This is a genomic window from Haladaptatus paucihalophilus DX253, from assembly GCF_000376445.1.
GTDB classification, from domain to species: Archaea; Halobacteriota; Halobacteria; order Halobacteriales; family Haladaptataceae; genus Haladaptatus; species Haladaptatus paucihalophilus.
The window spans coordinates 46752-68686 of record NZ_AQXI01000004.1 but is presented as its reverse complement, the minus strand read 5'-3'; the positions used below and the strand labels follow the sequence as shown (position 1 = coordinate 68686).

General features: G+C 54.3%; 22 protein-coding genes and 2 pseudogenes. 10 read left to right on the top strand and 14 right to left on the bottom strand.

Annotated features, from left to right (window positions below):
* Nucleotides 1-16: 16 nt before the first annotated feature.
* The gene (locus B208_RS24010; protein ID WP_154652458.1) at nucleotides 17-175 is read right to left on the bottom strand and encodes a hypothetical protein; all 159 of its coding nucleotides are present in this window, start codon (nucleotides 173-175) and stop codon (nucleotides 17-19) included.
* 161 nt (nucleotides 176-336) lie between these two features.
* Between B208_RS24010 and B208_RS0120720 the strand changes: the two genes are divergently transcribed.
* Entirely contained in the window at nucleotides 337-771 is a 435-nt protein-coding gene (locus B208_RS0120720) for a universal stress protein (protein ID WP_007975816.1), read from the top strand.
* A gap of 310 nt (nucleotides 772-1081) precedes the next feature.
* Here B208_RS0120720 and B208_RS0120715 read toward each other — a convergent pair whose 3' ends face one another.
* The 6 genes from B208_RS0120715 to B208_RS0120685 form a co-directional block, all read right to left on the bottom strand.
* Nucleotides 1082-2029 (bottom strand): 3-hydroxyacyl-CoA dehydrogenase NAD-binding domain-containing protein, encoded by a 948-nt coding sequence (locus B208_RS0120715; protein WP_007975814.1) that lies wholly within the window; start codon nucleotides 2027-2029, stop codon nucleotides 1082-1084.
* Nucleotides 2026-2556, bottom strand: coding sequence for a hypothetical protein (locus tag B208_RS0120710; protein WP_007975812.1), 531 nt, complete (start codon nucleotides 2554-2556; stop codon nucleotides 2026-2028). Before B208_RS0120710 ends, B208_RS0120715 begins: the two co-directional genes overlap by 4 nt.
* Before the next feature lie 146 nt (nucleotides 2557-2702).
* Nucleotides 2703-3437, bottom strand: a complete 735-nt coding sequence (locus B208_RS0120705; protein ID WP_007975810.1) for a type I 3-dehydroquinate dehydratase — start codon at nucleotides 3435-3437, stop codon at nucleotides 2703-2705.
* Between the two features lie 1212 nt (nucleotides 3438-4649).
* Nucleotides 4650-4940, bottom strand: a complete 291-nt coding sequence (locus tag B208_RS0120695; RefSeq protein ID WP_007975806.1) for a hypothetical protein — start codon at nucleotides 4938-4940, stop codon at nucleotides 4650-4652.
* A 12-nt stretch (nucleotides 4941-4952) separates the two neighbouring features.
* Complete coding sequence (locus tag B208_RS0120690) at nucleotides 4953-5726, bottom strand: MFS transporter (protein ID WP_232423897.1); 774 nt, start codon at nucleotides 5724-5726, stop codon at nucleotides 4953-4955.
* On the bottom strand, nucleotides 5699-6166 hold the full coding sequence (locus B208_RS0120685; protein ID WP_007975801.1) for a hypothetical protein: 468 nt from the start codon (nucleotides 6164-6166) through the stop codon (nucleotides 5699-5701). Before B208_RS0120685 ends, B208_RS0120690 begins: the two co-directional genes overlap by 28 nt.
* 314 nt (nucleotides 6167-6480) lie before the next feature.
* On the opposite strand from B208_RS0120685, the gene B208_RS23415 reads away from it, so the two are divergent.
* Entirely contained in the window at nucleotides 6481-6918 is a 438-nt protein-coding gene (locus B208_RS23415) for a TRAM domain-containing protein (RefSeq protein WP_007975798.1), read from the top strand.
* A 219-nt stretch (nucleotides 6919-7137) separates the two neighbouring features.
* Here the strand turns inward: B208_RS23415 and B208_RS23110 are convergent, their stop codons facing one another.
* Nucleotides 7138-8748, bottom strand: coding sequence for a hypothetical protein (locus B208_RS23110; RefSeq protein ID WP_198292386.1), 1611 nt, complete (start codon nucleotides 8746-8748; stop codon nucleotides 7138-7140).
* A 1129-nt stretch (nucleotides 8749-9877) separates the two neighbouring features.
* Between B208_RS23110 and B208_RS0120665 the strand changes: the two genes are divergently transcribed.
* Nucleotides 9878-10129, top strand: coding sequence for a hypothetical protein (locus B208_RS0120665; protein WP_007980747.1), 252 nt, complete (start codon nucleotides 9878-9880; stop codon nucleotides 10127-10129).
* Nucleotides 10130-10601: 472 nt separating this feature from the next.
* Nucleotides 10602-11306, top strand: a complete 705-nt coding sequence (locus B208_RS24575; protein ID WP_171970539.1) for a hypothetical protein — start codon at nucleotides 10602-10604, stop codon at nucleotides 11304-11306.
* Nucleotides 11307-12417: 1111 nt separating this feature from the next.
* Here the strand turns inward: B208_RS24575 and B208_RS0120645 are convergent.
* Nucleotides 12418-12690 (bottom strand): DUF7521 family protein, encoded by a 273-nt coding sequence (locus tag B208_RS0120645; protein ID WP_007980753.1) that lies wholly within the window; start codon nucleotides 12688-12690, stop codon nucleotides 12418-12420.
* Nucleotides 12690-13052, bottom strand: a complete 363-nt coding sequence (locus tag B208_RS25085; RefSeq protein ID WP_026177986.1) for an ArsR/SmtB family transcription factor — start codon at nucleotides 13050-13052, stop codon at nucleotides 12690-12692. The genes B208_RS0120645 and B208_RS25085 overlap by 1 nt, the downstream gene beginning before the upstream one ends.
* Nucleotides 13053-13377: 325 nt before the next feature.
* Here B208_RS25085 and B208_RS0120635 point away from each other — a divergent pair, with 325 nt between their 5' ends.
* A complete protein-coding gene (locus B208_RS0120635) occupies nucleotides 13378-14817 on the top strand; it encodes a multicopper oxidase family protein (protein WP_007980757.1) in 1440 nt (479 codons plus the stop codon).
* A gap of 381 nt (nucleotides 14818-15198) precedes the next feature.
* On the top strand, nucleotides 15199-15462 hold the full coding sequence (locus B208_RS0120630) for a HalOD1 output domain-containing protein (RefSeq protein ID WP_232423896.1): 264 nt from the start codon (nucleotides 15199-15201) through the stop codon (nucleotides 15460-15462).
* A 610-nt stretch (nucleotides 15463-16072) separates the two neighbouring features.
* On the opposite strand, the gene B208_RS24005 is transcribed toward B208_RS0120630, so the two are convergent.
* Nucleotides 16073-16369: a hypothetical protein gene (locus B208_RS24005; protein WP_139025519.1), complete on the bottom strand. Its 297-nt coding sequence runs from the start codon at nucleotides 16367-16369 to the stop codon at nucleotides 16073-16075.
* Between the two features lie 377 nt (nucleotides 16370-16746).
* On the opposite strand from B208_RS24005, the pseudogene B208_RS25080 reads away from it, so the two are divergent.
* Nucleotides 16747-16839, top strand: a pseudogene (locus B208_RS25080) (SDR family oxidoreductase); the annotation flags it as partial.
* A gap of 202 nt (nucleotides 16840-17041) precedes the next feature.
* Here the strand turns inward: B208_RS25080 and B208_RS0120620 are convergent.
* Complete coding sequence (locus tag B208_RS0120620; protein WP_007980763.1) at nucleotides 17042-18262, bottom strand: Tm-1-like ATP-binding domain-containing protein; 1221 nt, start codon at nucleotides 18260-18262, stop codon at nucleotides 17042-17044.
* 1 nt (nucleotide 18263) lies between these two features.
* On the bottom strand, nucleotides 18264-19097 hold the full coding sequence (locus B208_RS0120615; protein WP_007980765.1) for a phosphoenolpyruvate hydrolase family protein: 834 nt from the start codon (nucleotides 19095-19097) through the stop codon (nucleotides 18264-18266).
* 184 nt (nucleotides 19098-19281) lie between these two features.
* Here B208_RS0120615 and B208_RS0120610 point away from each other — a divergent pair, with 184 nt between their 5' ends.
* Together B208_RS0120610 and B208_RS24570 are read left to right on the top strand one after the other, a co-directional pair.
* Nucleotides 19282-19698 (top strand): cupin domain-containing protein, encoded by a 417-nt coding sequence (locus B208_RS0120610; protein ID WP_007980767.1) that lies wholly within the window; start codon nucleotides 19282-19284, stop codon nucleotides 19696-19698.
* Between the two features lie 584 nt (nucleotides 19699-20282).
* Nucleotides 20283-20555: pseudogene (locus tag B208_RS24570) on the top strand (HalOD1 output domain-containing protein); the annotation flags it as partial.
* Here the strand turns inward: B208_RS24570 and B208_RS24815 are convergent.
* Entirely contained in the window at nucleotides 20469-20927 is a 459-nt protein-coding gene (locus B208_RS24815) for a hypothetical protein (RefSeq protein WP_232423895.1), read from the bottom strand. The pseudogene B208_RS24570 and the gene B208_RS24815 sit on opposite strands and share 87 nt — an antisense overlap.
* A gap of 171 nt (nucleotides 20928-21098) precedes the next feature.
* On the opposite strand from B208_RS24815, the gene B208_RS0120600 reads away from it, so the two are divergent.
* A complete protein-coding gene (locus B208_RS0120600) occupies nucleotides 21099-21890 on the top strand; it encodes a hypothetical protein (protein WP_007980771.1) in 792 nt (263 codons plus the stop codon).
* The last annotated feature ends 45 nt before the right edge of the window (nucleotides 21891-21935 follow it).

The following is a 21935-nucleotide window of genomic DNA, read 5'->3' as shown; positions in this document are numbered from 1 at the left end:
CTGTCGTAATGGCGGGTCAGACGACTCCTATCTTAAGAATCAAGACAACAATCGAGAGGACGGGGACGGATACGAGCGTCGTTGTGAGCACGTTTACTGAAACGTATTCAGGGAGTGCCACACCACGAACAGTGGTATCACTCGCGAACTCCACGGCGAAGATAACTGGTGCCACAGCAACTGGCTTTGCCGTGAGCAAAATAAATACCCGAGCGACAGGTACGTTCCCCAACCCGAGCGCAAGCGCGACGGCGAGACCGATAGGGAAGTCGACGGGACCGCATGAATTCACCCGTAGTCACCAACAACTAATAGTGGTGGCTCCATATGGGACCTATGGTCATCGTTGCAGCCATCGACCGTACGGAACGAGCGACAGATGTACTCGCGGAAGCCACTATCCTGGCAGAGAAGTTCGAAGAAGAGGTTCACGTCCTGCACGTGATGAAACGCTCGGAGGCCATCCAAATCGAAGAGGACAGTACAAATAAGGACGAGGCAGTCAGTACCGCCGAGTTGCGAGAGCAAGCCGCCCAGCCGGCGAAGTCACTTGTGGATACGAACCCAACGGGGGTCGGGACGACGACCGTTGGCCGCATCGGTGATCCGGCGAGCGAAATCGTTGAGTACGCGGACGATCACCAGGCTCGTTACGTAGTGATCAGTCCGCGACGTCGCTCACAGACGGGAAAGTTACTTTTCGGAAGTGTCGCACAAACAGTTCTGCTAAATGCCTCCTGCCCGGTCGTCTCGTTCGCTGACCAGTCCTAACGACGGCATTACAGCGTAATGGATGTCGGGAGAGATCGAACCTGAAATGGGATGATTAGCCACGACTCCCGGTTGTCAGCGCGAGTCGGGACACGAGTAGATGGTCGAAAGTGTAGCTAGCGCTAGCGCAGTGTTTGGCTGGCATGGTTATTGATGTGAAGACCGGCGTCTCGCATTTTTGAAACTGGTTAATAGTCCCGCTGCAATAGTATCTACCTACAGAAGTATCTACAGAATATTTTTCCTAATCCAGTATAATAGCTTTGCTATTGACAGGGGAGAAGGGAGGCAGCAGAGTCAGATCATGCTATCACTCCAAACGACGGATGTCGGCCATGATGGAGATTGCCGTTGCCGATCCGCCGGCACCGTGACCCGAGACACTCAGCAGGCCGGCGTTCTCGGTTGCGAGTTGGACGATGTTCTCGGTACCAGAAACGACGAGTGGGGATTGTTGTGGAATGATCCGCGGTCCGACGCGAATTTCGTCGTCCACGATTTCGCCAACGAGACGGACCGTCCGCCCGTCGGCGTTCGCGAGCGACAGTGCACTGCCGGACGTTCCGACGATTCCGTCAACAGACGCGTCATCGAGCGTGTATTCACGCTCCCCTTGCGCGAGTACGTTCGCGGCGATCACGCACTTGAGTGCGGTATCCGTCCCTTCGACATCGAAAGACGGGTCGGCCTCCGCAACACCGAGGTCTTGTGCTTCTACAAGCACGTGCTCGTAATCGAGTCCTTCGGCCGCCATTCTTGAGAGGATGAAATTTGCGGTCCCGTTCAGGACTCCGCGAAGGGCAGTCACGTGTTCGGGTCCGTAGTCCTCGATTGTGGAAAGAACTGGCATCGCCCCTCCGACTGTCGCCTCGAAACGGAGTTCTCCCTCGCTCTCCCGTTCAAGCGCCCGAACATCTGCGTATCGTTGTGCGACGGGTCCTTTGTTCGCAAGCACGACGTCTCGGTCTCGTTCAAATGCCGCCCGAATGTGGTCGTAGGCCGGTTGTGCGGTATCGAGCGTCGTGGGAGTCGCTTCAACGAGGACATCGTACTCGCTCGCCAGCGCGTCTTCGACGGAATCTGTTCCGATCTCGTTTGTGTCTCGCTTTTGTGAAAGGGTAGCTTCGACGTCGAGCCCGTCCGAGTCGATCGACGCGCTCGTCGAGTCAGTCAACGCGGTCACGGTGTGACCGTAGGTAACGGCCATTTCCGCGACCGATGTACCCACGGTGCCTGCTCCGATGATCGCGAGTTTCATGCAAATCCACCCGAAAGCGGTTCGATAACGCGGATGTCCTTCTCCGAGGCAATCTCCCGAACCTTTGAGAGGGTGTGCTCCGTCTTGCCCTCTTCAATACCGAGACGGAGTCGCCCACTCGAGATATCCTCGGACCCTTGCGGTGCGGACAACTCGAAATCGGCAATCGTTACGTTCGTGGTCTCGCGAATCCGTGTCAATGTATCTGAGAGTCCGGTGTCGACGAGGTCACCTGAGAGTAGTACGGTTAGGGACTCACTGTATCGCTCCGTTCCCGCTTGAATGACGTTGATCCCCTCTTCACGGAGCGTGTCAACGATCGTCTCGTACTGTTTCGGCGTCGCTTCGAGGTCGATTTCGACGGGAATATGGCCCCGAGGTGTGATATGCCCACGCTCGTGGTATATCGACAATAGGTTCCCACCGTTCGCACCGATTGGGTGGAGTGCTCGAAGCAACTCTCCGGGTTCGTCGACCAGTTCGAGGCGAATCGTGTAGGCGTTCGCCTCGCTTTGTGGTTCGTTCATGTGTAATTCATCCTCCGATAGAGATTGGTACTCTCTGTCATTGTGAATCATTCACCAGATGCAGTTATATGAATCCCGGCGGTTTGCGTGTAACTGTTCGGGCCAGTGTTGCGGGAATTTGTCAAAGAAGCGAATCCAGAATGGACCTACGCGAACGTCTCCCGATCAACGAGTTTCTCGGTCAACGACTCGAGTTCGTCGACATCCTCACTCGCCGTCTGGAGGATTTCAACGAGCACGGACAGTTTCTTCAGTGGGATCTGTCCCGGAGCGTACTCGTTGGTGTCCGAAGCGAGGGGTGCATATCCAAGTTTCGAGCCATAGAGCGGTGCGACGGCGCGGCTGTGACTCCCGATACCGCCCATCGAGATCCCTGCTACGTTCATCCCGTCGTTCGTTGCTGTACCGATGGCCTTCAGAAGACGGAGTACGTCATCGTTGTTCTGCGGATACGTCGCGACTTTCGCGACGTCCCCGTATTGGGCACACTGCTCAAATATAGCGTCGAGCACATCTTGATCCGGTGTCTCTTTGAAATCGTGATGCGAGATGATGAGCTTCACATTGTTCTGTCGGAATTCATTGAGAATCCACCCCATCGCACGGGCAGTCTCCAACTCGATATCTACGAGTTCGACCGCGTCGAAGCGGGACGCCGCGGCAAGGCGGTCTAGTCGGCCAGTGTCGTTCGCCTCACCGCCGAACCATTTCGTGCGGTTCGTGGCGATTATCGGGAGCGCCCCGTCGTACTCACGAAGTTGCCCAATTGGGTCTTGTGCGCTGTCCATCCGGAATTCGAGGACATCCGCTGCTTCACGAGCCTCCGGTTCTCGTGTGAGGTCGTTTGTTGTTGCAGCCAGTGCGAAGCCATCCAGTTTCATGTGGTAGTGTCTCTCAATCCACGGTATAAAATCTTCGCCGGACAGAATCAATACTCCTTATACATACTAGAGGGAGTCCCGCTCTCTCTGCCGCGCAGGTTCTCGCGTCGGTGCAACGATCGACTGGCGTCGGATAGTCCGGTTCTCGGTTCCGACCGAGTGACTTCGATAGCCACCGTACTGTTCTGCCCTCGTGCTTTCGTTGTTCTCGTCGGTTGGTCATGTCTCCTTTCTCTTTTCTTTGAGCCATGGACCTCGATTCTGACCGGAAAAAGTCTCATACCGGTGGTTCACGCGATCCAAAGCCTCATCTTCACAACCAGCGAATTCAGTATAGCAACATGGAACAGATATGATTCTAAATTGATGATATAGTGCGATAGTAGGGTTCTATCGCGACGCCGACGTGGGTCGCGGTGGACGAAACCGCTGTCAAAATCAACGGCAGATAGTCTTGTGTATATAATACAATAGTCGCCGAAACAAAACTGTTGTTCGATGTCACAGTGTTTGATCGGAATGGCACTGACCCGGCGCTTCGTTTCTGGATGAATTAGCCGAGATATACGACTTTTCGAGGGCTGTGTTTCTCTCCGAGAACTACAGCTATCAAATCGCTCTCTTTCGAATTTCGTTTCACGGTTGGCTTAAATACACAGATCAGAATATGATCGAAACGTAATTTCATACGCTCAAATATCTCATCAACCGCTTCCATACGTTGTGGATGGTCGGTCGGCCGATCGTTCGGAGTTGTATTGAACAGTTTGTGCATTACAATGACCATCAGAGACCGCATCAATCGCTCAACAACCGAACGCCTGTCGAAGAGGAGCTAAACTAGACAGTGCCGTTTCAGACATTACAGTCCGTGCTCCTCATTAATATCCTAATGAGGATCCGAACGAGAGCTGCAGCGAGTTTTTCGGCGCTCGTAACGAGGTGCATTCTCGCTACGTGAGGGGAGAAATCACCGAACACGAGTTTGAAGCCCAACTGGAGAGATATCTGGAAGACGGAACGCAACGGCACGCAACACAACCGCTGCTCTCATTGAATCCCGTACGATGATAGTGTGACAGATGACTCGGTATCGTTTGTATCTCCAATAGTCCCACCGACCGATTTGTTACCGATGTTCTACTCTCGAATGGGCCCGTGAGGGGTTTTCCGTCACGCTATCGGATCACCAGAGAGATATTTGGCAACGAATTAGTCGTCGCCGGCAGTTCTGACATCTCGGTCACGTGCCGGCTCTTCTTCCAATTCGACCTGTTCATCAGGGCTCGTCTCTCGAAGTTGATGTTTTGGAAGAAATGACGAGAGCAGCAACGTGGCGAGCAAGAATAACATGATGAGCAGGAGCGTCTCCTGTTGTGCGCTGATCATCGTCGTATCAAGGAGTCTGGCCAGTCCAGCCTGTACATCCGGTGGCAGACTTGCGACGAACGCTGCTTGTTCCTGTGGTGTAACGACCTTACTCGCGTCTTCGAGAAGGACCACCAGCGATTCGCGTTAGGATGGTGTCACCGGGACTTGTCCGGCACGAAGCACGCCATCGACAACACCGCCGTAGTAGAACGAGAAGAGCGCAGAGCCGATGACGGCCGTACCCAGCGCGTTTCCGAGCGAGTCGAAGGCGTTCGTCACGCCCGACGCTTCCGGGATGTCGTCTGACTCAACTGTCGAGAGGGTAAGATTCACGAGTTGCGCAATCATCAGCCCCATGCCGATTCCGATGACGCCCATCGGCACGATCATTGTCGTGATGGTCATCGTCAAACTCGTTACCGAATACAGCATGAGGAAGCCGAGTCCGATTATCACCAACCCGAGTTGAATGAGGTGTTTCGGGGCGAATCGGTCGCTTAGTCCCGAGGAACCCAGTGAGACAACGAATGTCGCCAGTGAAAATGGAAGGATAGCGAGTCCACTCTCGAAGGCGCTGAACTTCAACGCGGATTGCAGGAAAATCGGGACGACGAACAGAAAACCGGCGAGGAACACCGATCGAACGGTGTACGTCGAAATACCGGAGAGGAATTTGCCGTTACTGAAGATTCGGGGACGAAGCAGTGGCATCTCACCGCGGCGTTCTCGGCGATACTGCCAGTGGATGAACACGACAACAAGAGTAACGCCGAGCGCGACCAGCAGCGGCGTCGGCGACAGTCCGGCCGGGTTGAACTGGACGTCGGCAATGCTGAACGGCCGCCGGGCGGTCCACCATCCGTACTGGCCAGCCAACAGGAAGCCAGTTACTATCGTACCGAGGCTGAGAATCGACAACAGCGTCCCGATCCAGTCAAGCGTGGCTCCTTTTTCGGCAGTAACGAGTTCGTCCGGTCGTAGGTTTCAGTCACGAGAACGACACCGCCACCCTTCGCCGGGAGGGCGTCGTGGGCTTCTTGAATCGTGTCGTAGCCCCCTTCACCGACAACGAACACCCCATCATTGAGTTGTGGCGTGAACAGATTCTGTGTGTAGACGTTGGATACCGGATTGTTCGCCGTCCCGACGTCTTCGCTTGTGGCCGCTGTTGCGGTACCGGCAGAGCCAAGCAGCCCCATCGCACTGGCCCCCGCGACACCGAGTGTCGCGAGTGTACCTCGCCGTGAAAGAGAAGGCCCAGATTCTTCTCGTTCATCTTCGATCGAGGTGAGCTCATCTCGGATGAGTTCACGGAGGCGATCTTCATCAGTCGTTTCTAGCAGTTGGTCTTCATCCATGTGGAATACTAATCCGATGATTACTTCCTTTAGAAATTAAATCTATTATAATATATCTGCTAAATAATAGTGGTGAGCGAAGTCGAGAACGGTAGTGGTGAACGACACCGTGATCAGTAACCAATCATAATCGATTTGCAGAACACCGATCAAACTGGATATCCCGGTCCCGAGATTTGAGAGAGGATAAAGAAGAGCTAATTGGACGATACCGAATGTAGTCAAAACCGAGGTGGCTTATCGACCCGTATTGTCGTCTCTAGCGGTAGACACAAACACAGATTCTTATATTCTCGGGATAATGAGACGGACAGATGGAAATACCCGACGAACTACGCTGTGTTTTCAGCGGCAAAATTGAAGCAGAGGATGGGTCATACACGCTTACTGTGCCGACCCGTGAAGTTGTGGATGGAGACATCCAACCAGACGCCGCATACCGCGTGGGTATTCTGAAACATCCGTCATCAGCGGATAGTACAGAACCAGAGACAGCACCCTCGACACACCAAGAACAGAATCACGATCGACAGTCGAGCCATTCGGCGGCCCCAGTCGAAGAGGGCGACCACCGAACAGTCGATATCGATGGCGTCGGCGAGAAAGGCGATGGCATCGCCCGCATCGATAATGGCTACGTGATCATCGTACCCGACACAGAGAAACGCGACCGAGTCACCGTCGAAATCACCAACGTCACTCCTAACGTCGCCTTCGCCGAGGTCGTCGAGCATAAAGCCTACTACGAGTAATTCACCCGAATTCGTTCTTCAAATCCGTACGGAATCGAACGTGAGAGATGGAATTCAACGGAGGGATGGAGGCGTTCCTCTGCGACCATGGGTTCGACATCGAACGGTTAAGCGAACGTTCGAACGAGTAATATATCCGTGGTTTCCGCTCACGAAGTGAACGGCTGAAACAGCAGAGAAGGACAGAGAGTTTGAAGCGTCAGACCAGGATTACAGGGATCAACAGCGGTCGTCCTGGTCGTCCCCAGTGTCACCACCGGAATCGCCACCCGAATCACCGCCGGAATCGCCACTGGAATCTCCGCCGGAATCACCGCTAGAGTCACCACCGGAATCTCCGCCGGAGTCGCCTCCAGAGTCACCACCGGAATCACCACTGGAATCTCCACCAGAGTCACCACCGGAATCACCACTGGAATCTCCACCGGAGTCACCACTGGAATCTCCACCAGAGTCACCACCGGAATCACCACTGGAATCTCCACCGGAGTCACCACTGGAATCTCCGCCGGAGTTGCCGTCGTCCTCGTCGCCGCCGTCGTACTCCCAGCTGTTGTTGCTGCCTTCGTACCCGTCCGGACTGCTGTCGTCGATGCCGTTCTCTATGTGGGAGTCCGTGACGGTGACTCCTTCGGCGTCACTCGTGATGCGAAGTGCCTCGTTCCCGCTGCGTGCGAGTGCGGAGACGCTTTCTATCATCGTTCCGCTACCGGCCTCCACAAGCGCGTTTTCTTCGGAGACGTAATCGCCTTCGTAGATCACGACGTTGTTCCCTGTGTTCGTCAGCGCCCGTCGGCCCGCTTCACCGCCGTGGTGGACTTTCAGATTGCGGAACTCGCTATCGTCACGGTTGTTCTGGATGGCACTCCGGGTACCCTTGGTCGCTGCGTTCCCGGTGACGGTGACGTTTTCGAGGGAAACCGGCTGGTCACCCTCCTTGATTTTGATAGCCTCCGAACCCCCCGCCTCGTGATCGACGGTCGTTCGCTTGATACTCGTTCGACCCGAAGATTCCTGAATGAAAATTGCATTCGTTGTGCCATCGGTTCGAGCCGTGATAGTGGAGTCGACAACCGTTACGTCGTCCGCATCGCTCGTGACCCAAATTGCGGGACTATTATCGATGTTCGTCCGTATGTCGACATTCCGTGCGACGATGTTGGCGCCTCCCTCCACGCGGAGACCACGCTGGGCGATACCGCTGTCGCTCTCTTTGTCAATGATGATAGTGGCGTTCTCGATGTAACTGTCCTTGCCACCGATACGGACGTTCGAACTCAGACTGTTCTGGAAGTGACCACCTTCGACCTGGATAGCACCGGACCCGTTGGCGGCGTACAACCCGTTGTCCGGGAAGCTTCCGAGTACACAGTCGCGAAACGTCATCTTTCCCTTGTTCGCTTCGTTGCAGAGGATACCGGTCGGTCCACGCCACAGGGAATCGCTCGGTGTGTTCCCTTCCCACGCGCCGCCGTCAGGTGCCTCGAACCGTTCGACGAGACCGCTACCGTCCGAGTTGTGCACGACGGCTCGGAGCGGGCCCCACGTTCCACTGTCGTGTTTGCCCTCGATCTCGATATCGCGGATGGTCAACCCGTCGGTTACCTCGGCCTCGATGACACGGATACCGGTGTCGTCCGCCGTTTGGTCGACGGTGAACCCCTCGATTCGCAGGTCTGTTCCGGGATCGTAGTCGACGCCCATTCGGAAGAGTCGGTAGTTTCCGTCGCCGTCGTCGTCGAAGTCGTGGTAGTTCGCCGGGACGAGTGTCGCGTCGTTGCCGACCATCCCGAAGTTTGTAAAGCCAGTAAAGCGGAACTGCGAATCCATATAATACTCCCCTTCAGGGAAGTAAAGGAGCGTATTGTCGTCCGCATTGTCTTCGAGTACTGGTGTGATAGATTCGTTCCCACCGTTGTCCGCTCCGGCCTCCGTCACATCAATTACGTTATCGTACTGGTCATTGTAATCTGACAGGGATGAAGAAGCAGTCCCCATGATTGCAGACGATGCTATGATTGATCCGGTTAGTTTAAGATAGGTTCTACGACTTGCGATACTTCGATTTTGCCTGTCTGACACCATCAAAAGTGCAGTCACACTACCCTATATTAATTATCTGGTGCTTATTTCCGTTTTTCTCGATTTTCGTTCGTTTAGAACGTTATGAACGGTATAAACGGTATTTTCGTCATCATTTTTTCTAAGGGTAAAAAATTCCCAGTGTCATTTAAATAGTATCTCTGAGAAAGGTAATTCGTGAGAGCACGTAGCATTGATGTGCAACGAGTCTATCCCCCGACCGTAGTGGGTCGATGGGGCTGAGCGACAGGGAATCTAACACGAACGGCCAAACAAACCCGAATGTGGAGTCCCGAATTGACGCGGTTATACACGAATCAACGACCAGTCGATCGTCGCTAAATATGTCTGGCAGCGCCAGAAGGACTTGATAGATTCCATCCATTTCCGATTCGGATTTCCGAAACACTACCCCTCGGGAGAGAAAATACCGACCAACGAACCGTATTCACCCCGTCGTAAAGAATGCAGAGGAAAGAGAGAACTCTCACAACCAGGCACGACGACATTGTCGGGTGATGGCGCCAGACGATGGCGTCGTGCTGGCCTCTGTGAGAGCGTATCCCCACCGATGAGTCGATGGAGGAAATAAGTTCGTCAGACATAGCTTGATTTTATTATATAATCTAGCCAAGGAGCCGAACAACGTTCATCGAACTCAGTTTCCAGTGCTATTTTCTTTCGTTCTATTAGAATATGATATGAGAATGTTTCTCCCTGCCCGAAGATGTCGTTAACCATCCAAATATAGCAGACAAATCCCCAATATTAAACTTATTCTGTTCTATTATTTCTAAATTAAACTCTGATATTTATACGGATGCATGGTAATACTTAACACGATTGGGGAGGCAGCGGCGATATAGGTTGATTAACAGTGACTGAACAACCGGACGACGATACAACGAACGAAGCGCCAATCTACTACCAGAAAAGAGCTATTCTTCCAGTGCTGCTAATTTGCCTAGGAATCCTCGTCTATGCTGGGCTCACCGCTGGCACCACCACCGTCAGTTTTGCCGCGATAGTGCTTGGGTTCTTGTTGATGCTCGTTGGGACGTTCAGGAGCCTTTCCGCTCCCGACAGTATGGATGACGATTCCGACTATAGAGAAAAGATGGTCGAGTGAGTGGGACGGTCGATGACGAGTTCGGGGAATTGCCTTCATCAATGACGTGAACGAATGCTCGGCACTTTCTTACGCTCGTGGTCGATTCCTCTGTCTTGGTTGCGGTCGAAGTTGTATCCCCCCCGCTAGAAAAGCACCCCCTCATGTCGGTACCGTGATCCCGAACAGAGCCAAATGATTTGGAACTCTTCTTCGTGGGCGAATCCAAGAACAAACGCGAAGCACGCAATTCCAAGAAGTCCACGGTCGGCTACATCGTTGAGTTCTCCATGAGTATGACGTTGGAATGGCGGTTCTTCGGGATGAGCAACATCATGCCCTGAGAATATCCATCTCCACCTGTGGAATCGTCGTTGTGAATTCTAATTCTCCTGGGCATAATCCACATTATTGTTGTGCAATATTAGGGAGCGTTTTCACTGGATGAAGACGCTCGTGACGAACTATATCCCATCGCGATCAAACGCCACTGATGAAACCCAACTGGCAACGAATTGGACGCGTACTCCTCATACTGAGCATCGTCTTTCTGGTTGTTTCACCAGGTTTTTCGATGGCAAGTAGTGAAGATCATACAACAACGTCGACGACATCGGGTCAGGCCGATGGCCATAACGATGGGGGACAACATGGCACAGAGACGGCAACCGAATCAGGACATGGTGGGAAGACAGACGCGGGGGAAAGTCAGTCCGAATCAGGCCACAGCCACGAAGGGGAGGGACACAGCGGTGATGAAGAAGGATTCGTGAATGGCTGGCTGATGATCGTCGGTGGACTGTTCCTGTTAGGAACCGTTGCAACGGCACCAGTGTATCGGTACACCAGTACACGCCGGCAGAACTTCACAGCCTCTCCAATTCACTTTGGCGTCGCGCTACTTGTACTCTTTACTGCTGCCGTGCACTTTTATCTCTATTTCGAACATGGCGAACAGATAATGGCCCTTGCCGGACTCGGATTTCTCGGTGGCATTGGTCTGTTCTTTATCGATGTCAACCGACTGTATCTCTATGGTGTGGGGATTCTCTATACGGCTGTTCAAATCCTCCTGTGGATCACTGATGGAATGCCCCACGTCGGAAGTTTCGGTCTGATCGATAAAGTGGTACAGGTACTTCTCATCATCGCTCTTGGTTTCCTACTTTTGCGTCACCGACAACGCGCTCGGCACTGAGCAAATGTGGGAATCTCGGCAAGACTGTGATTCGGATACTGTTGGTTTGCATTCGCAAGCAATTCGTGGTGGTCTCCTTTGGATGGTTCTGGAATCCGTCCCTCGTTTCGTTTTATTCGACAGACTCTTGTCGCCCATGTGATATCCCCCACCATCGATCAAACAGTTATGTAGGTCGGACGCGTATCCAGGGATATGTGCAATCGTCACGTGGCGCACATGATTGCAGAGTATGAAGAAGCGAGACTGGGCGAGACTGCAGGAGAACAGGCGGATTCAAACAGTTCAAAAGACGAGTCGACCAAACGGACTGGACTGCTGGGGACAGTTAAGACTCGACTCGTTCGCTAATTATCGAGTACATCTCATTCGATCACAGTCAGCCAGATTATACACATATCTGTCCTCTAACTGATCTTCAGATGGGGAGTGGGTCTGAACTTAGCAAGGCCACTCACAAGCGGCACCATCAGTCAACCCCTCTTCTTCGATGTGTGTTGCGAGGCAGGCATAATTGCAGAACTGTCCCGCTTGGTTCGTACTGGTGTTCGCGCCCACATTAACGAATACAGGGTCGTGCCGCTCGATATTGCTACCACAGTACGTACATTCGTTTCCCATATCTCTCTTTTTGACGTACTAACGGTAAGTTGTTTCCCAGACGTTCCAGCACGAGTTGCGTACCTTGGTCGATTCTTACTGTAGTGGTCGGCGACATCGCAACATCGTTCTTGCAGTCCTCCTTCTCATCCCAGTGGTGGTGATGCTGTTCGCATTCCCGCTACTGGGTGGGTGGAGGATGGGTCCGGGTTAGCGGTTACGTCACTCCGAGCTGGGGATGGGTCATGATGCTCATCCCACTGATTATCCTGATGGCAGTGGCTACCTTATCCATCGTGCCCTTGCGCGAGCTGGCGTAGGAACCGACCCGGCACTCGAAGAACTCCGATTAGCGTATGGACGTGGGAACTTTCTGAAGAAGAGTTCGAGACTCGTCGTGGTCGCCTACAACGTGACATCAATAATCGGTACGTGTGCCGAACGCGTCGAGAACAGCCAAACTCTGCTGCGCCTCTCGCATACATAGATTCCATTCCGTTCTCCTAGGTCCCTACGTTGGTTGATAGTAGAGAGAATAGAGGACGAAACCCATTCCAACGATGACGATTATCGACTGAATCATTCCAGAATAGAAAATCGACACGTTGGCGATGTCGAACAGTATCCCTTCGATTACGGCACCGATGCTGATCATCACAAACCCGATTGCGAGGAAGAGCATCGGTTGATTGTCGTATCGCCTGTACGCACGATAGCTTTGGAGTGCAATGAGAACTCCAAGTATTATTACGATGATTTTCGCCACGATGAGTCCAGCGTGCATTAGGAATCATCCCCTCGGATGTCATCCCACAACCGATTGAATCGCTCTGGGGCATCGGTAGGTGGCTGTTCTCCGATGTCGACGTCAAACTGACCCTGATGGAGTCGAACGCCGATCCGCTCTACTGCCGCTTCGTACGTCTTATAGTGATTTCCGTCGGATGCTATCTTGTTCTGTTCGGAAAGCAAGTCGTGTTCGACCAGTTCCTCGAGCCGTCTATACACAGTTGGTAGTGAAATACCACAGGCATCACTCAGTTCGTTCGCGGACATGGGTTGCTCACTCGTAACAGATAGTATGGCTTGGACGTGTTCGTCTCCTAGGAGGGATAGGAGTTTACGAGAGGCACTGTCCTCACACACGGATAGGGGATGGTTGTGGCTTGGATAAAGCAGTATGGATTTTCGCTGTCTAGTTCTTTTCGCTCGATCTATTCTTTTGAAATTGGCGTAAATGAGTTTCTAAGTGGTGTACCACTTCCGCCTTCGTAAGCGGAAGTGGACTACACCCGGGTCCCGTGACTTGATGTGTGTCCGAACTCTAATCACCCTCAATTTCTGTGGGTTCAGTCAGTGCTGTAGTCCGACAATTTCGACATCGTCTCGTTCGTGGTTGCGTGCCCGATCAGTATCTTTCATAAAAATCCCAATATTGCACCTTATTATGTTCCGGTTCGTATGCCGACCGATGACGGACGACTCACGTCTCTCTCGACGCGCACTCCTCCGTGGATTTGGTGTCGCGGGAATCGGGGCCCTCACTGGTTGTACTACCAGTTCTATCCCGTCGTTCGACGACGAAAAGACGGTCTCCGCACGGACCACAGTGTCGGGCGATTCGGACGTGCAGGCCACACTGACAGCTTCCCCTGCTACCGTGTCTCCTTCCTCTTCTTCGGCATCGAACTGGCTGTACAACGAATCGTTCCCTGGTAACGAACTCCGAGTCACCGAAGACGAAATCATTCGCGTCGAGTTGCAGAACCGTCTCCCCACGGAAACAACGGTGCACTGGCACGGCCTCCCCGTCCCTAACCAAATGGACGGCGTGCCGAACGTGACCCAACGGCCGATCCAGCCGGACGAGACGTTTACGTACAAATTCCGGGCGAAACCGGCGGGAACGTACTTCTTCCACAGCCACGTCGAACTCCAACTCGACCGCGGGCTATCTGCACCACTCGTAATCGAAGAGAAATCGCCACATGTCGAGTACGACCGAGACTACACCGTCGTGTTCGACGACTATCTGACCCACGCACCCGAACCGCTCGGAGGATCGTCGAGCGGTAGCGGTGGTGGCGGGATGGGCGGTATGGGTGGCAGTGGAATGGGTGGTATGATGGATGACCGACGCCCACCGTACGCCGGCTTGCTCGTAAACGGTCGTCTACCAGCAGATCCCACCACATTCGACGTCAAGGAGGGAGAACGGGTCCGCCTACGCTTTATTAATTCCAGCAGTGCGACTGCATTCCGTGTCGGAATTGCCGGGCATAAACTACAGATATCGCACGCCGACGGGCAACCCGTTGACACCGTTCCGGTCGATTCGTTCGTTTTCGGTGCCGGCGAACGCTACGATGCCATCATCGAAGCGACGAATCCCGGTGCATGGGAAATACGAGGAGAGGCAGTCGATGGCGACGAACAGCCAGCTCGTGCGGTCCTCCGGTATGAAAATTCGTCAGAGTCTCCAGCCGGTCTCAGCTCGTGGGGGCGGACGCTCCAATATAGCGATCTGCGAGCAATGCAGCTCCCGAAGCAACTCCGTGGAAGCCCCGACCGGACGTTTGACTTGACGCTGTCGCCTGAGATGGGTGGTTCGTATGGCTGGCTCATCGATGGACAAGCATATCCCGACGCTGATCCGCTACACATCCGGGAAGGCGAACACGTCCGCGTGAGGATGACGAATCGGAGTCCGGTGCTTCATCCGATGCACCTCCACGGGCATTTCTTCCGGGTCGGAGACGCAATGAAGGACACGGTTATCGTGCCGGGTCACATGGGGTCGGTGACGTTCGACTTCCTCGCAGACAATCCCGGAAACTGGTTGTTCCACTGTCACAACCTCTATCACTTAGAATCCGGGATGGCCCGTATTATTAAATACGTCAGGGAATAGCCCCCTGAAAATGTCGTCCACGTTGGTAACCGTTATTTCCACGCCTGTCGTTGACTCCGGGTACTTTTTGTGCCCTTCACGACACGCGCAGTTGGGCGCTTTGTAGAGAGTAGATTTCGTCGCTGCTTGACGGAGTTGCTTTTCGTTCCCACCCGTCTCGTAATTCTTGTTAGGCCAATCGCTACTCGTACAACCAGCGATTGGGAGAGCGATGGTGACTGTGTGGGAAAGTGGGACCTCGTGATCAAAATCGGCCTCGACAAAACGTACGATACTGCAAGGCTGTGAGACGCTCGACTCGGTGAGATTGTTCAGAAATCGTGTGATATGCTACCGAGCACCCCCTAAAACCTATTAGCACACCTTGCTTGACCAGAGCGTATGGAGAACACGTCATCGTCGCGGCCAGGGCCATCGATACGAACGACACGTCCAGACACCGAGTCGATCACCACCGCCGTGGTGACGGCGGTGACTGAAGCGAATGGGACGGAGCCTGCGACGCCCCTCTATGAGGTGATTGACCCCGATGCACTCGAGGATCTCTATCAGCATGGTTCACCGACGGTGAGCTTCGAGTATATCGGGTTTCACGTTACGATTGATTCTGATCGCACGGTTTCCGTTGCTGACGTGGATTCGTAGAGTGCTACGAGTTGGAGTTGTTCACATCCGATTCATTACCACCGTCACCGAGGCTCTGTCCTGCCTGCAACCGCGCTTCGTGGTGAGGACATGAATTTCGAGAGGGTATAGAGAACCACCGTCCGTTACTCTTCGTCTGTCAGTTATCGCCGGTTGCCTTTTAACGTGAAACGATCCTCCGCACTCACCACAGCAGTACTGCTCCGGGTTGCGCACTGTCTTCGACTGTCGATAGCGCGGAATCCGACCGCCACAGTCCCCACATAAGTCACCACTTCGGCGCAGTGAACCGCCAGCACGTGCAAAAAGGGAAAGTCACGGCTCGTATACGACACCAACAGTTAGAAACGGTATCAGTAGAGAGAGGACGGCGAGAGATATCGGATTAGCAACTGCCGAGATTCCGGAAGTCGCTCTGGTCACACTTTGAACAGCGGGATGGTTTCGAAATAAAGGTGGTACCGCATTCTTCGCATTCAAAAATATCACCAGTCGCCCGTACCTGCTGTTCCGTATGCCGAGAGGGCGTTTCTGAACTAAAGACACCGCGTAACCGATGTAGTATTTCCATAGCAATGCATAGACACTTGCTCTACATACATAGGTTTTATCACCAAACTACCATAATAATCACCACTATTACTGTATAGAATATTGTCACCGAAGTCGGCTCACCGGTTATGAGATGCCGCTGAAACCCACAGAGTCGCACTCCGTAGGTTCGCCATTCACCACCCTCCAAGGAGAAAGTCCGAAGCGTCCCAGGTAGTAGTCGGAGTTCTGCAAAGTGCTCGTCTCTCATCGAAGATTCTTGCACAACCTCGGAGGATGTAATTGGTGCGTAGCTTACTTTCAACCACAAAATGGGTTGTGCCGCAAAATCGTCTACTTTCAGGTCGTCGGTCATTGTCGACCAAAAAAACCCAGAGGATTAACCGCTGTGGGAGTCTACGTCTTTCTCATGACTATCATCACGGAATTCGTTATCCGTTCACCCTCGCTTCCGCTCGTTGGTCTCGCTGAATCGGTTCCCTCGAACCAAGTTGAATGTGTCCACGGGCTTTGTCGCGAAAGAACTGCTCGAGTATTTACCGTCTACTTCGATCCGAACGACGATATCTCCGAAGATGACATCATCAGAACTGAAGGCGAAACGGACTCGTCGAAATAATCCAGATTTCTATCTCTCTTTCCTCACGGGAGCTCACCGAGCAGTCGTCCGGATAGCACGGCGTTCAGTGGCCCCAGCAACTATTGATGCAGCCTGTGTTAATACGGCTCACGATGCAGGTCGCAGTTATCGGTGCGAACGGTGGAATCGGTCGGGAGTTAGTTTCACGTCTCGTGGATGCTGGACACGTTCCAATCGGAGTCGTGCCGACGCCGAGATCGTGTCATGGAGCGTGGTGAATTACCGCTTCATACTCGCCGCCGTCGGCGGCTTCTTGAAGCAGTGACCTCCTGTTTCCACGACACGCTGTGCGGACACAACCGCGGTGTCAGGAGGGAGCGCGGTCCCCACAGGCGTTGACGAACAAACGATTAAAGAGAGAGAAACTCTGTCGCCGACCGATGACCGTTATCGACCACCATCGGTCGCGCGCAGATACTCGTCGAGTTTTTCGGCGATTGCCGTCGCGAACTCCTCGTCGTTGATCGCGGCATCGACTTCGACCAACTCCACGTTCTCGTCGAGGTGTTCCCGCAGGGCGTCGAACAACTTCGAATCCGCCTCCGGGTCGTGGAAATCTTCTCCCTCGACATCGATGAGCGAGACGCCACCGAGCGGGAGAATCAGCGCAGTCGGCCCCGTGGACGCGTTCAGTTTCTTCGCGATGATTTCGCCGAGCTCGGCGTTCTCCTCGGGTGTCGTTCGCATCAACGTCACCTGTGGATTGTGAATGTGGAACGTCCGCCCCTCGAACGTCTCCGGCACGGAATCCCGCGGACCGAAGTTGACCATATCGAGCGCACCCGGCGAGACGACTTGTGGAATTCCCATCTCCGCGGCCGCATCGAGCCGTGTTTCCCCAGCACTCAGAACACCGCCGACGAGTTCGTCGGCCCATTCGGTTGTCGTAACGTCGAGCACGCCGTCGACGACGCCCTGTCTGACGAGCTGCTCCATCGCTCGGCCACCGGTTCCGGTCGCGTGGAAGACTATCGTCTCGTACCCCTTCGATTCCAGATACTCGCGTGCCGCATGCACGCAAGGAGTCGTCACCCCGAACATCGTGATGGCGACTGTCGGTTTTTCACTGACCGTGATGTCCGGTTCGTTGGCGACCATACCAACCATCGCGAGCGTCGCGTTGGAGATGACGCGGCGGGAGAGCTGATTGAGCCCTTCGATGTCGGCGACCGAGTACAGCATCATCACGTCTTTCGCGCCGACGTACGGTTCCGTGTCGCCGGAGGCCATCGTCGAGACCATCAGTTTCGGAACCCCGACGGGCAGTGCGCGCATCGCTGTGGTTGCGATAGAGGTGTTGCCTGACCCGCCGAGTCCCACGATACCTTCGAGAACGCCCTCGTCGTGAAGCCGAGATGCGATGGCAGCAGCGCCGTCGCCCATCGTCTCGATGGCGTCCCCACGGTCGGCCCCCTCCCGAAGTCGTTCGAGGCTGGTACCACCCGCCTCGGCAACATCGTGTGCCGACGTCTCCGGTTCGATGTCGGGGTCGTCCATCACCCCAACGTCGATCAGGTGGACGTCGATATCGTGTGCTTCGATGATTTCTCGGGCGAACTCCAGTTCCTCCCCTTTCGTGTCCAGCGTCCCGATGAGTACGACTGCCATGCTAGAACTCGATCTCTTTGAAGTCTCGGGCTTGGTTCTGAATCGCTTCTTCTGTCGGCAAGCGCTCGAGACTCGATGCACCGAAGAAGCCGACGACGCCTTCCGTATTGTTGAGCACGTACTCGGCGTCGTCCGGCCACGCTATCGGACCGCCGTGACAGATGACCATGACATCGTCGTTGACCGCTTTTGCAGCATCGTGATGGGCTTGAACACGTTCCGCGGCATCGTCCAGATCCAGCGCCGTCTCCGCACCGATATCGCCGGAGGTGGTGAGTCCCATGTGCGAAACGATGACGTCGGCACCCACCTTGGTCATCTCGCGAGCTTGCTCTTCGGTGAACACGTACGGACAGGTCAGCATGTCCTGTTCGGCCGCCTCCTGGATCATGTCTACCTCCTTGTCGTAGCCCATCCCCGTTTCCTCTATGTTCTGCCGGAATTGACTTCCCTCGTCGATAAGCCCAACCGTCGGGAAGTTTTGGACGCCCGAGAACCCACGGCGTTTCAGATCTTCGATAAAGACGTCCATTTGACGGAACGGGTCGGTTCCGTTGACACCCGCAAGGACCGGCGTGTCCTCGACGACCGGCAGGACCTCGTGGCCCATCTCCACGACGATTTTATTGGCGTCGCCGTACGGAAGCAGTCCAGCGAGGGAGCCTCGGCCGTTCATCCGGTACCGTCCCGAGTTGTAGATGATGAGCATATCGACGCCGCCTCGCTCGGCGAACTTCGCCGAAATACCGGTTCCCGCACCGGCTCCGATGATAGGTTCGCCGTTGGCTATCGTTTTTTCGAGCCGCGCGAGCGACTCCTCACGTGTGAATTTCATATGCCGCGCGCATCTACAGCGAGAAGGCTAATCAATATTCACAACGGAGTGGTACTGGTTCGGTACGAGTTACTCACAGTCGCAGTTCTTCCCGACCCGACGAGTCGGTAGGCCCGTCGACCCGCTTTCCGACCGGTACGCACGGTACAATTATGGTCGTGTACGCCGAGGTTTTTGTGTGACAATGACAGACGAGAACTTCGTTAGCAGCGAAGACGTACCGACTCAGTTGTTCGATTGGGGAACCCTCAAATGGATGGCCACACCCGACGTCAACGGCTCCGAGCGATTCAGCGCCGGTGCCGTCCAACTCGCGCCCGGAAAAGGTCACGAGTTACATACACATCCAGATAGCGATGAGATACTGTACGTCATCAGCGGGGAAGGAGAACAGACTATCGAGGACGAAACGCGCGAGGTCGGACCGGGCGAAATGATATTCGTCCCTGCTGGAACCGAGCACGGAACGATAAACACCGGCTGGCAACCGCTCCAATTACTAGCAGTGTACTCACCACCCGGTCCGGAAGATGTCTTGGCCGACCTCCCAGAATGCGAAATCGTGCCTGCTGGAGAGATACCAAGTCGAGACGGCAAGTGAGAATACGGTCAATGTCGATGGCCAGTACGACGTCCTCTCAACGGTGTGCAACAGATACCTCCATGGAAGCGGGTACGCGATCGTAGTACGCAAAAATTGTCCGAAATCCTCTCGAAGATTAGAGTATTCCAAATGCGGCTAAGAGATGGATGATTCCAGCGATAAGAGGGAACGAAGATAATCGTTCGCATAACGAACATGGCCGAGATCACGGAATTGAATCGGAACGTCACTGAACAGATCCATGAGAATCTCCCGAGACACTATCGAAACCACTGACCGAAGTAGCTAGGAGACGGGCGATGTGAAGAAAAATCGGTCGGAGTGCGGGGTGTGCGTTCACAGGCAGTCGGTATGGAAGGTTGTCTGCGTGATGGCGCTAGACAGTGTGTTTCTGTGGGAGGCCGTGCGAACGCATATAGACCAATGGGCGGAAGGATAAAACGAGTACCGGAAGCACAAAAATTGATTTTAGTATTCGATCGATGCTCTCCTGGGTATCCAATTTTGGGCGATGAACCGGTCTCAAGCGGTTTTGGAGGTAAGCAGGTGTTACTCAAATAGATCGAGCACGTACAGAAAGTATGTCGAGCAACCCGGCCTCCGTCGAAACGACACACTGGTTCGAAAACGAGAGTACATCCGCGGACCCAACTAATCCGCCACAATACGTGTTGATCGCGACTCGGTCGGTCGATCCAGATCAATCGTTGACAGTGAGTTTGATCGAAACGATTGTTGATACGCTGAAGCCACCCGACGGCCAGACTTCACTCAGTCTGTACCAGCACGTGAACCCGGATGCGCTCGAAGAGATTATCGAGGCAAGTACAACAAAAGAAAGCGGTGTCGAGGTCCGATTCACCATCGAAAACTATCTCGTTACCGTTCGCAGCAACGATACCGTCCTCATTTACGAACCACTCGGACCACACCGCAGCAGTAGTCGAAACCCCATCCGCAACTAGAGCGAAGGCTATATCGTGTTCACTCTTCCCCGTAATCGGTGAGTCGGAGTATTCCCTCGACTTCGTAGAGATGGCCCTTACCTTCGTAGAGATGGCCCTTACCTTCGTAGAGATGGCCCTTACTGTACAGCCGTTCGATGATATCTTCGGCGGCAGGCCGCTCGGGTCTTCTTTCTCGCCTAGAACGGCATACGCTCGCTCGGAGGTGGGTTCATCACCGGGTGGGATCGCGCTCTCGAGTGCCTCAAGCGCTTCTTGCACAAGTTGGGTGAGTGGCGACGTCTCGTTTGGACCCATTCGTACTATCAAATTCGGGACGCGATAGGTAAGACCAAGACTTCACGCGATGTTCTGTATCATTCAGTGAATCTCATCCGGTCGTCGGCGCTTGATTTGCCCACCTATTTTATCCGATAGACTTGAGACCTCCGTATGGACGAGAAGAAACAGGCCACGTTCGGATCAGATGGGGAGTTGCGAACCGACGACGAAGCGACGAACGAGACTGGCGACGGGGAGGGAGCGACGACGAACGATTTCGGCGATGAGTGCGGCGAGAACGAGACCAAATCCGGGGTGAACCGATATACCGTTTCCAGCTTGCTTCAAAAGGCGGTCAGACGGTCTGACGAGGAGACCGCAGCGTGGGCTGCCTGGGAGCTTGTGCGGTCCGGCTACGCATGGAATTTTTGGGATCGTATTAACTTGTACGTAGTCGAGGACCTACGGGCCGGTCACGAAGTGGCACTCACGATAGACCGGTACGAGGAATTGGCGCGTGAGCGCTGGACGGAAGACTCTTGGCGGGGGCGACTGTGTGCGGTGCACGCTGCGCTAGCGGCGGCCAGGGCGACCTCTTCGCGCGAGTCCGCACATGCGGACGATTACTTTAGTGAGCTATCGGCCGAACGAGCCACCGCGGATGAAGAGGGACGCAAACCCCGCTTTGATCATCCAGCGGACGATCTCGAAATAGATGGAAAGTACGACGTCGCGTTCGACCAGCATACGTACGAAGGAAAGAAGCGTGGCCGCGGCGGTGCCTTCTTCAGAACGCACGGGGCCCGGGTCGGCCCTGAAGTGGAACCGGAACTCAGTCGCCGATGGCGTCTTCGGAGTATGAAGTTGGAGGACCACGACTATACTGATGAGCAACTGGCCCGTGCTATTGCTCCGGTCAAGGCCGAGGACAGGTGGTCGGACGGCGAATCTTGCAACGAGTGAGGGGCCAACAGGTCACCTCCCAAGTGGATGTGAGCCCGAGTTCTA

What these genes read in the sequence shown, in the direction of transcription:
- B208_RS0120615 (WP_007980765.1), bottom strand. Translation starts at nt 19,097, where the DNA reads ATGAAATTCACACGTGAGGAGTCGCTCGCGCGGCTCGAAAAAACGATA.
- B208_RS0120720 (WP_007975816.1), top strand. Translation starts at nt 337, where the DNA reads ATGGTCATCGTTGCAGCCATCGACCGTACGGAACGAGCGACAGATGTA.
- B208_RS0120630 (WP_232423896.1), top strand. Translation starts at nt 15,199, where the DNA reads ATGGAGAACACGTCATCGTCGCGGCCAGGGCCATCGATACGAACGACA.
- B208_RS24575 (WP_171970539.1), top strand. Translation starts at nt 10,602, where the DNA reads ATGAAACCCAACTGGCAACGAATTGGACGCGTACTCCTCATACTGAGC.
- B208_RS0120620 (WP_007980763.1), bottom strand. Translation starts at nt 18,262, where the DNA reads ATGGCAGTCGTACTCATCGGGACGCTGGACACGAAAGGGGAGGAACTG.
- B208_RS0120685 (WP_007975801.1), bottom strand. Translation starts at nt 6,166, where the DNA reads ATGGATGAAGACCAACTGCTAGAAACGACTGATGAAGATCGCCTCCGT.
- B208_RS24005 (WP_139025519.1), bottom strand. Translation starts at nt 16,369, where the DNA reads ATGACCGACGACCTGAAAGTAGACGATTTTGCGGCACAACCCATTTTG.
- B208_RS0120645 (WP_007980753.1), bottom strand. Translation starts at nt 12,690, where the DNA reads ATGCACGCTGGACTCATCGTGGCGAAAATCATCGTAATAATACTTGGA.
- B208_RS0120705 (WP_007975810.1), bottom strand. Translation starts at nt 3,437, where the DNA reads ATGAAACTGGATGGCTTCGCACTGGCTGCAACAACAAACGACCTCACA.
- B208_RS0120710 (WP_007975812.1), bottom strand. Translation starts at nt 2,556, where the DNA reads ATGAACGAACCACAAAGCGAGGCGAACGCCTACACGATTCGCCTCGAA.
- B208_RS0120715 (WP_007975814.1), bottom strand. Translation starts at nt 2,029, where the DNA reads ATGAAACTCGCGATCATCGGAGCAGGCACCGTGGGTACATCGGTCGCG.
- B208_RS23110 (WP_198292386.1), bottom strand. Translation starts at nt 8,748, where the DNA reads ATGGATTCGCAGTTCCGCTTTACTGGCTTTACAAACTTCGGGATGGTC.
- B208_RS0120635 (WP_007980757.1), top strand. Translation starts at nt 13,378, where the DNA reads ATGACGGACGACTCACGTCTCTCTCGACGCGCACTCCTCCGTGGATTT.
- B208_RS0120600 (WP_007980771.1), top strand. Translation starts at nt 21,099, where the DNA reads ATGGACGAGAAGAAACAGGCCACGTTCGGATCAGATGGGGAGTTGCGA.
- B208_RS0120610 (WP_007980767.1), top strand. Translation starts at nt 19,282, where the DNA reads ATGACAGACGAGAACTTCGTTAGCAGCGAAGACGTACCGACTCAGTTG.
- B208_RS23415 (WP_007975798.1), top strand. Translation starts at nt 6,481, where the DNA reads ATGGAAATACCCGACGAACTACGCTGTGTTTTCAGCGGCAAAATTGAA.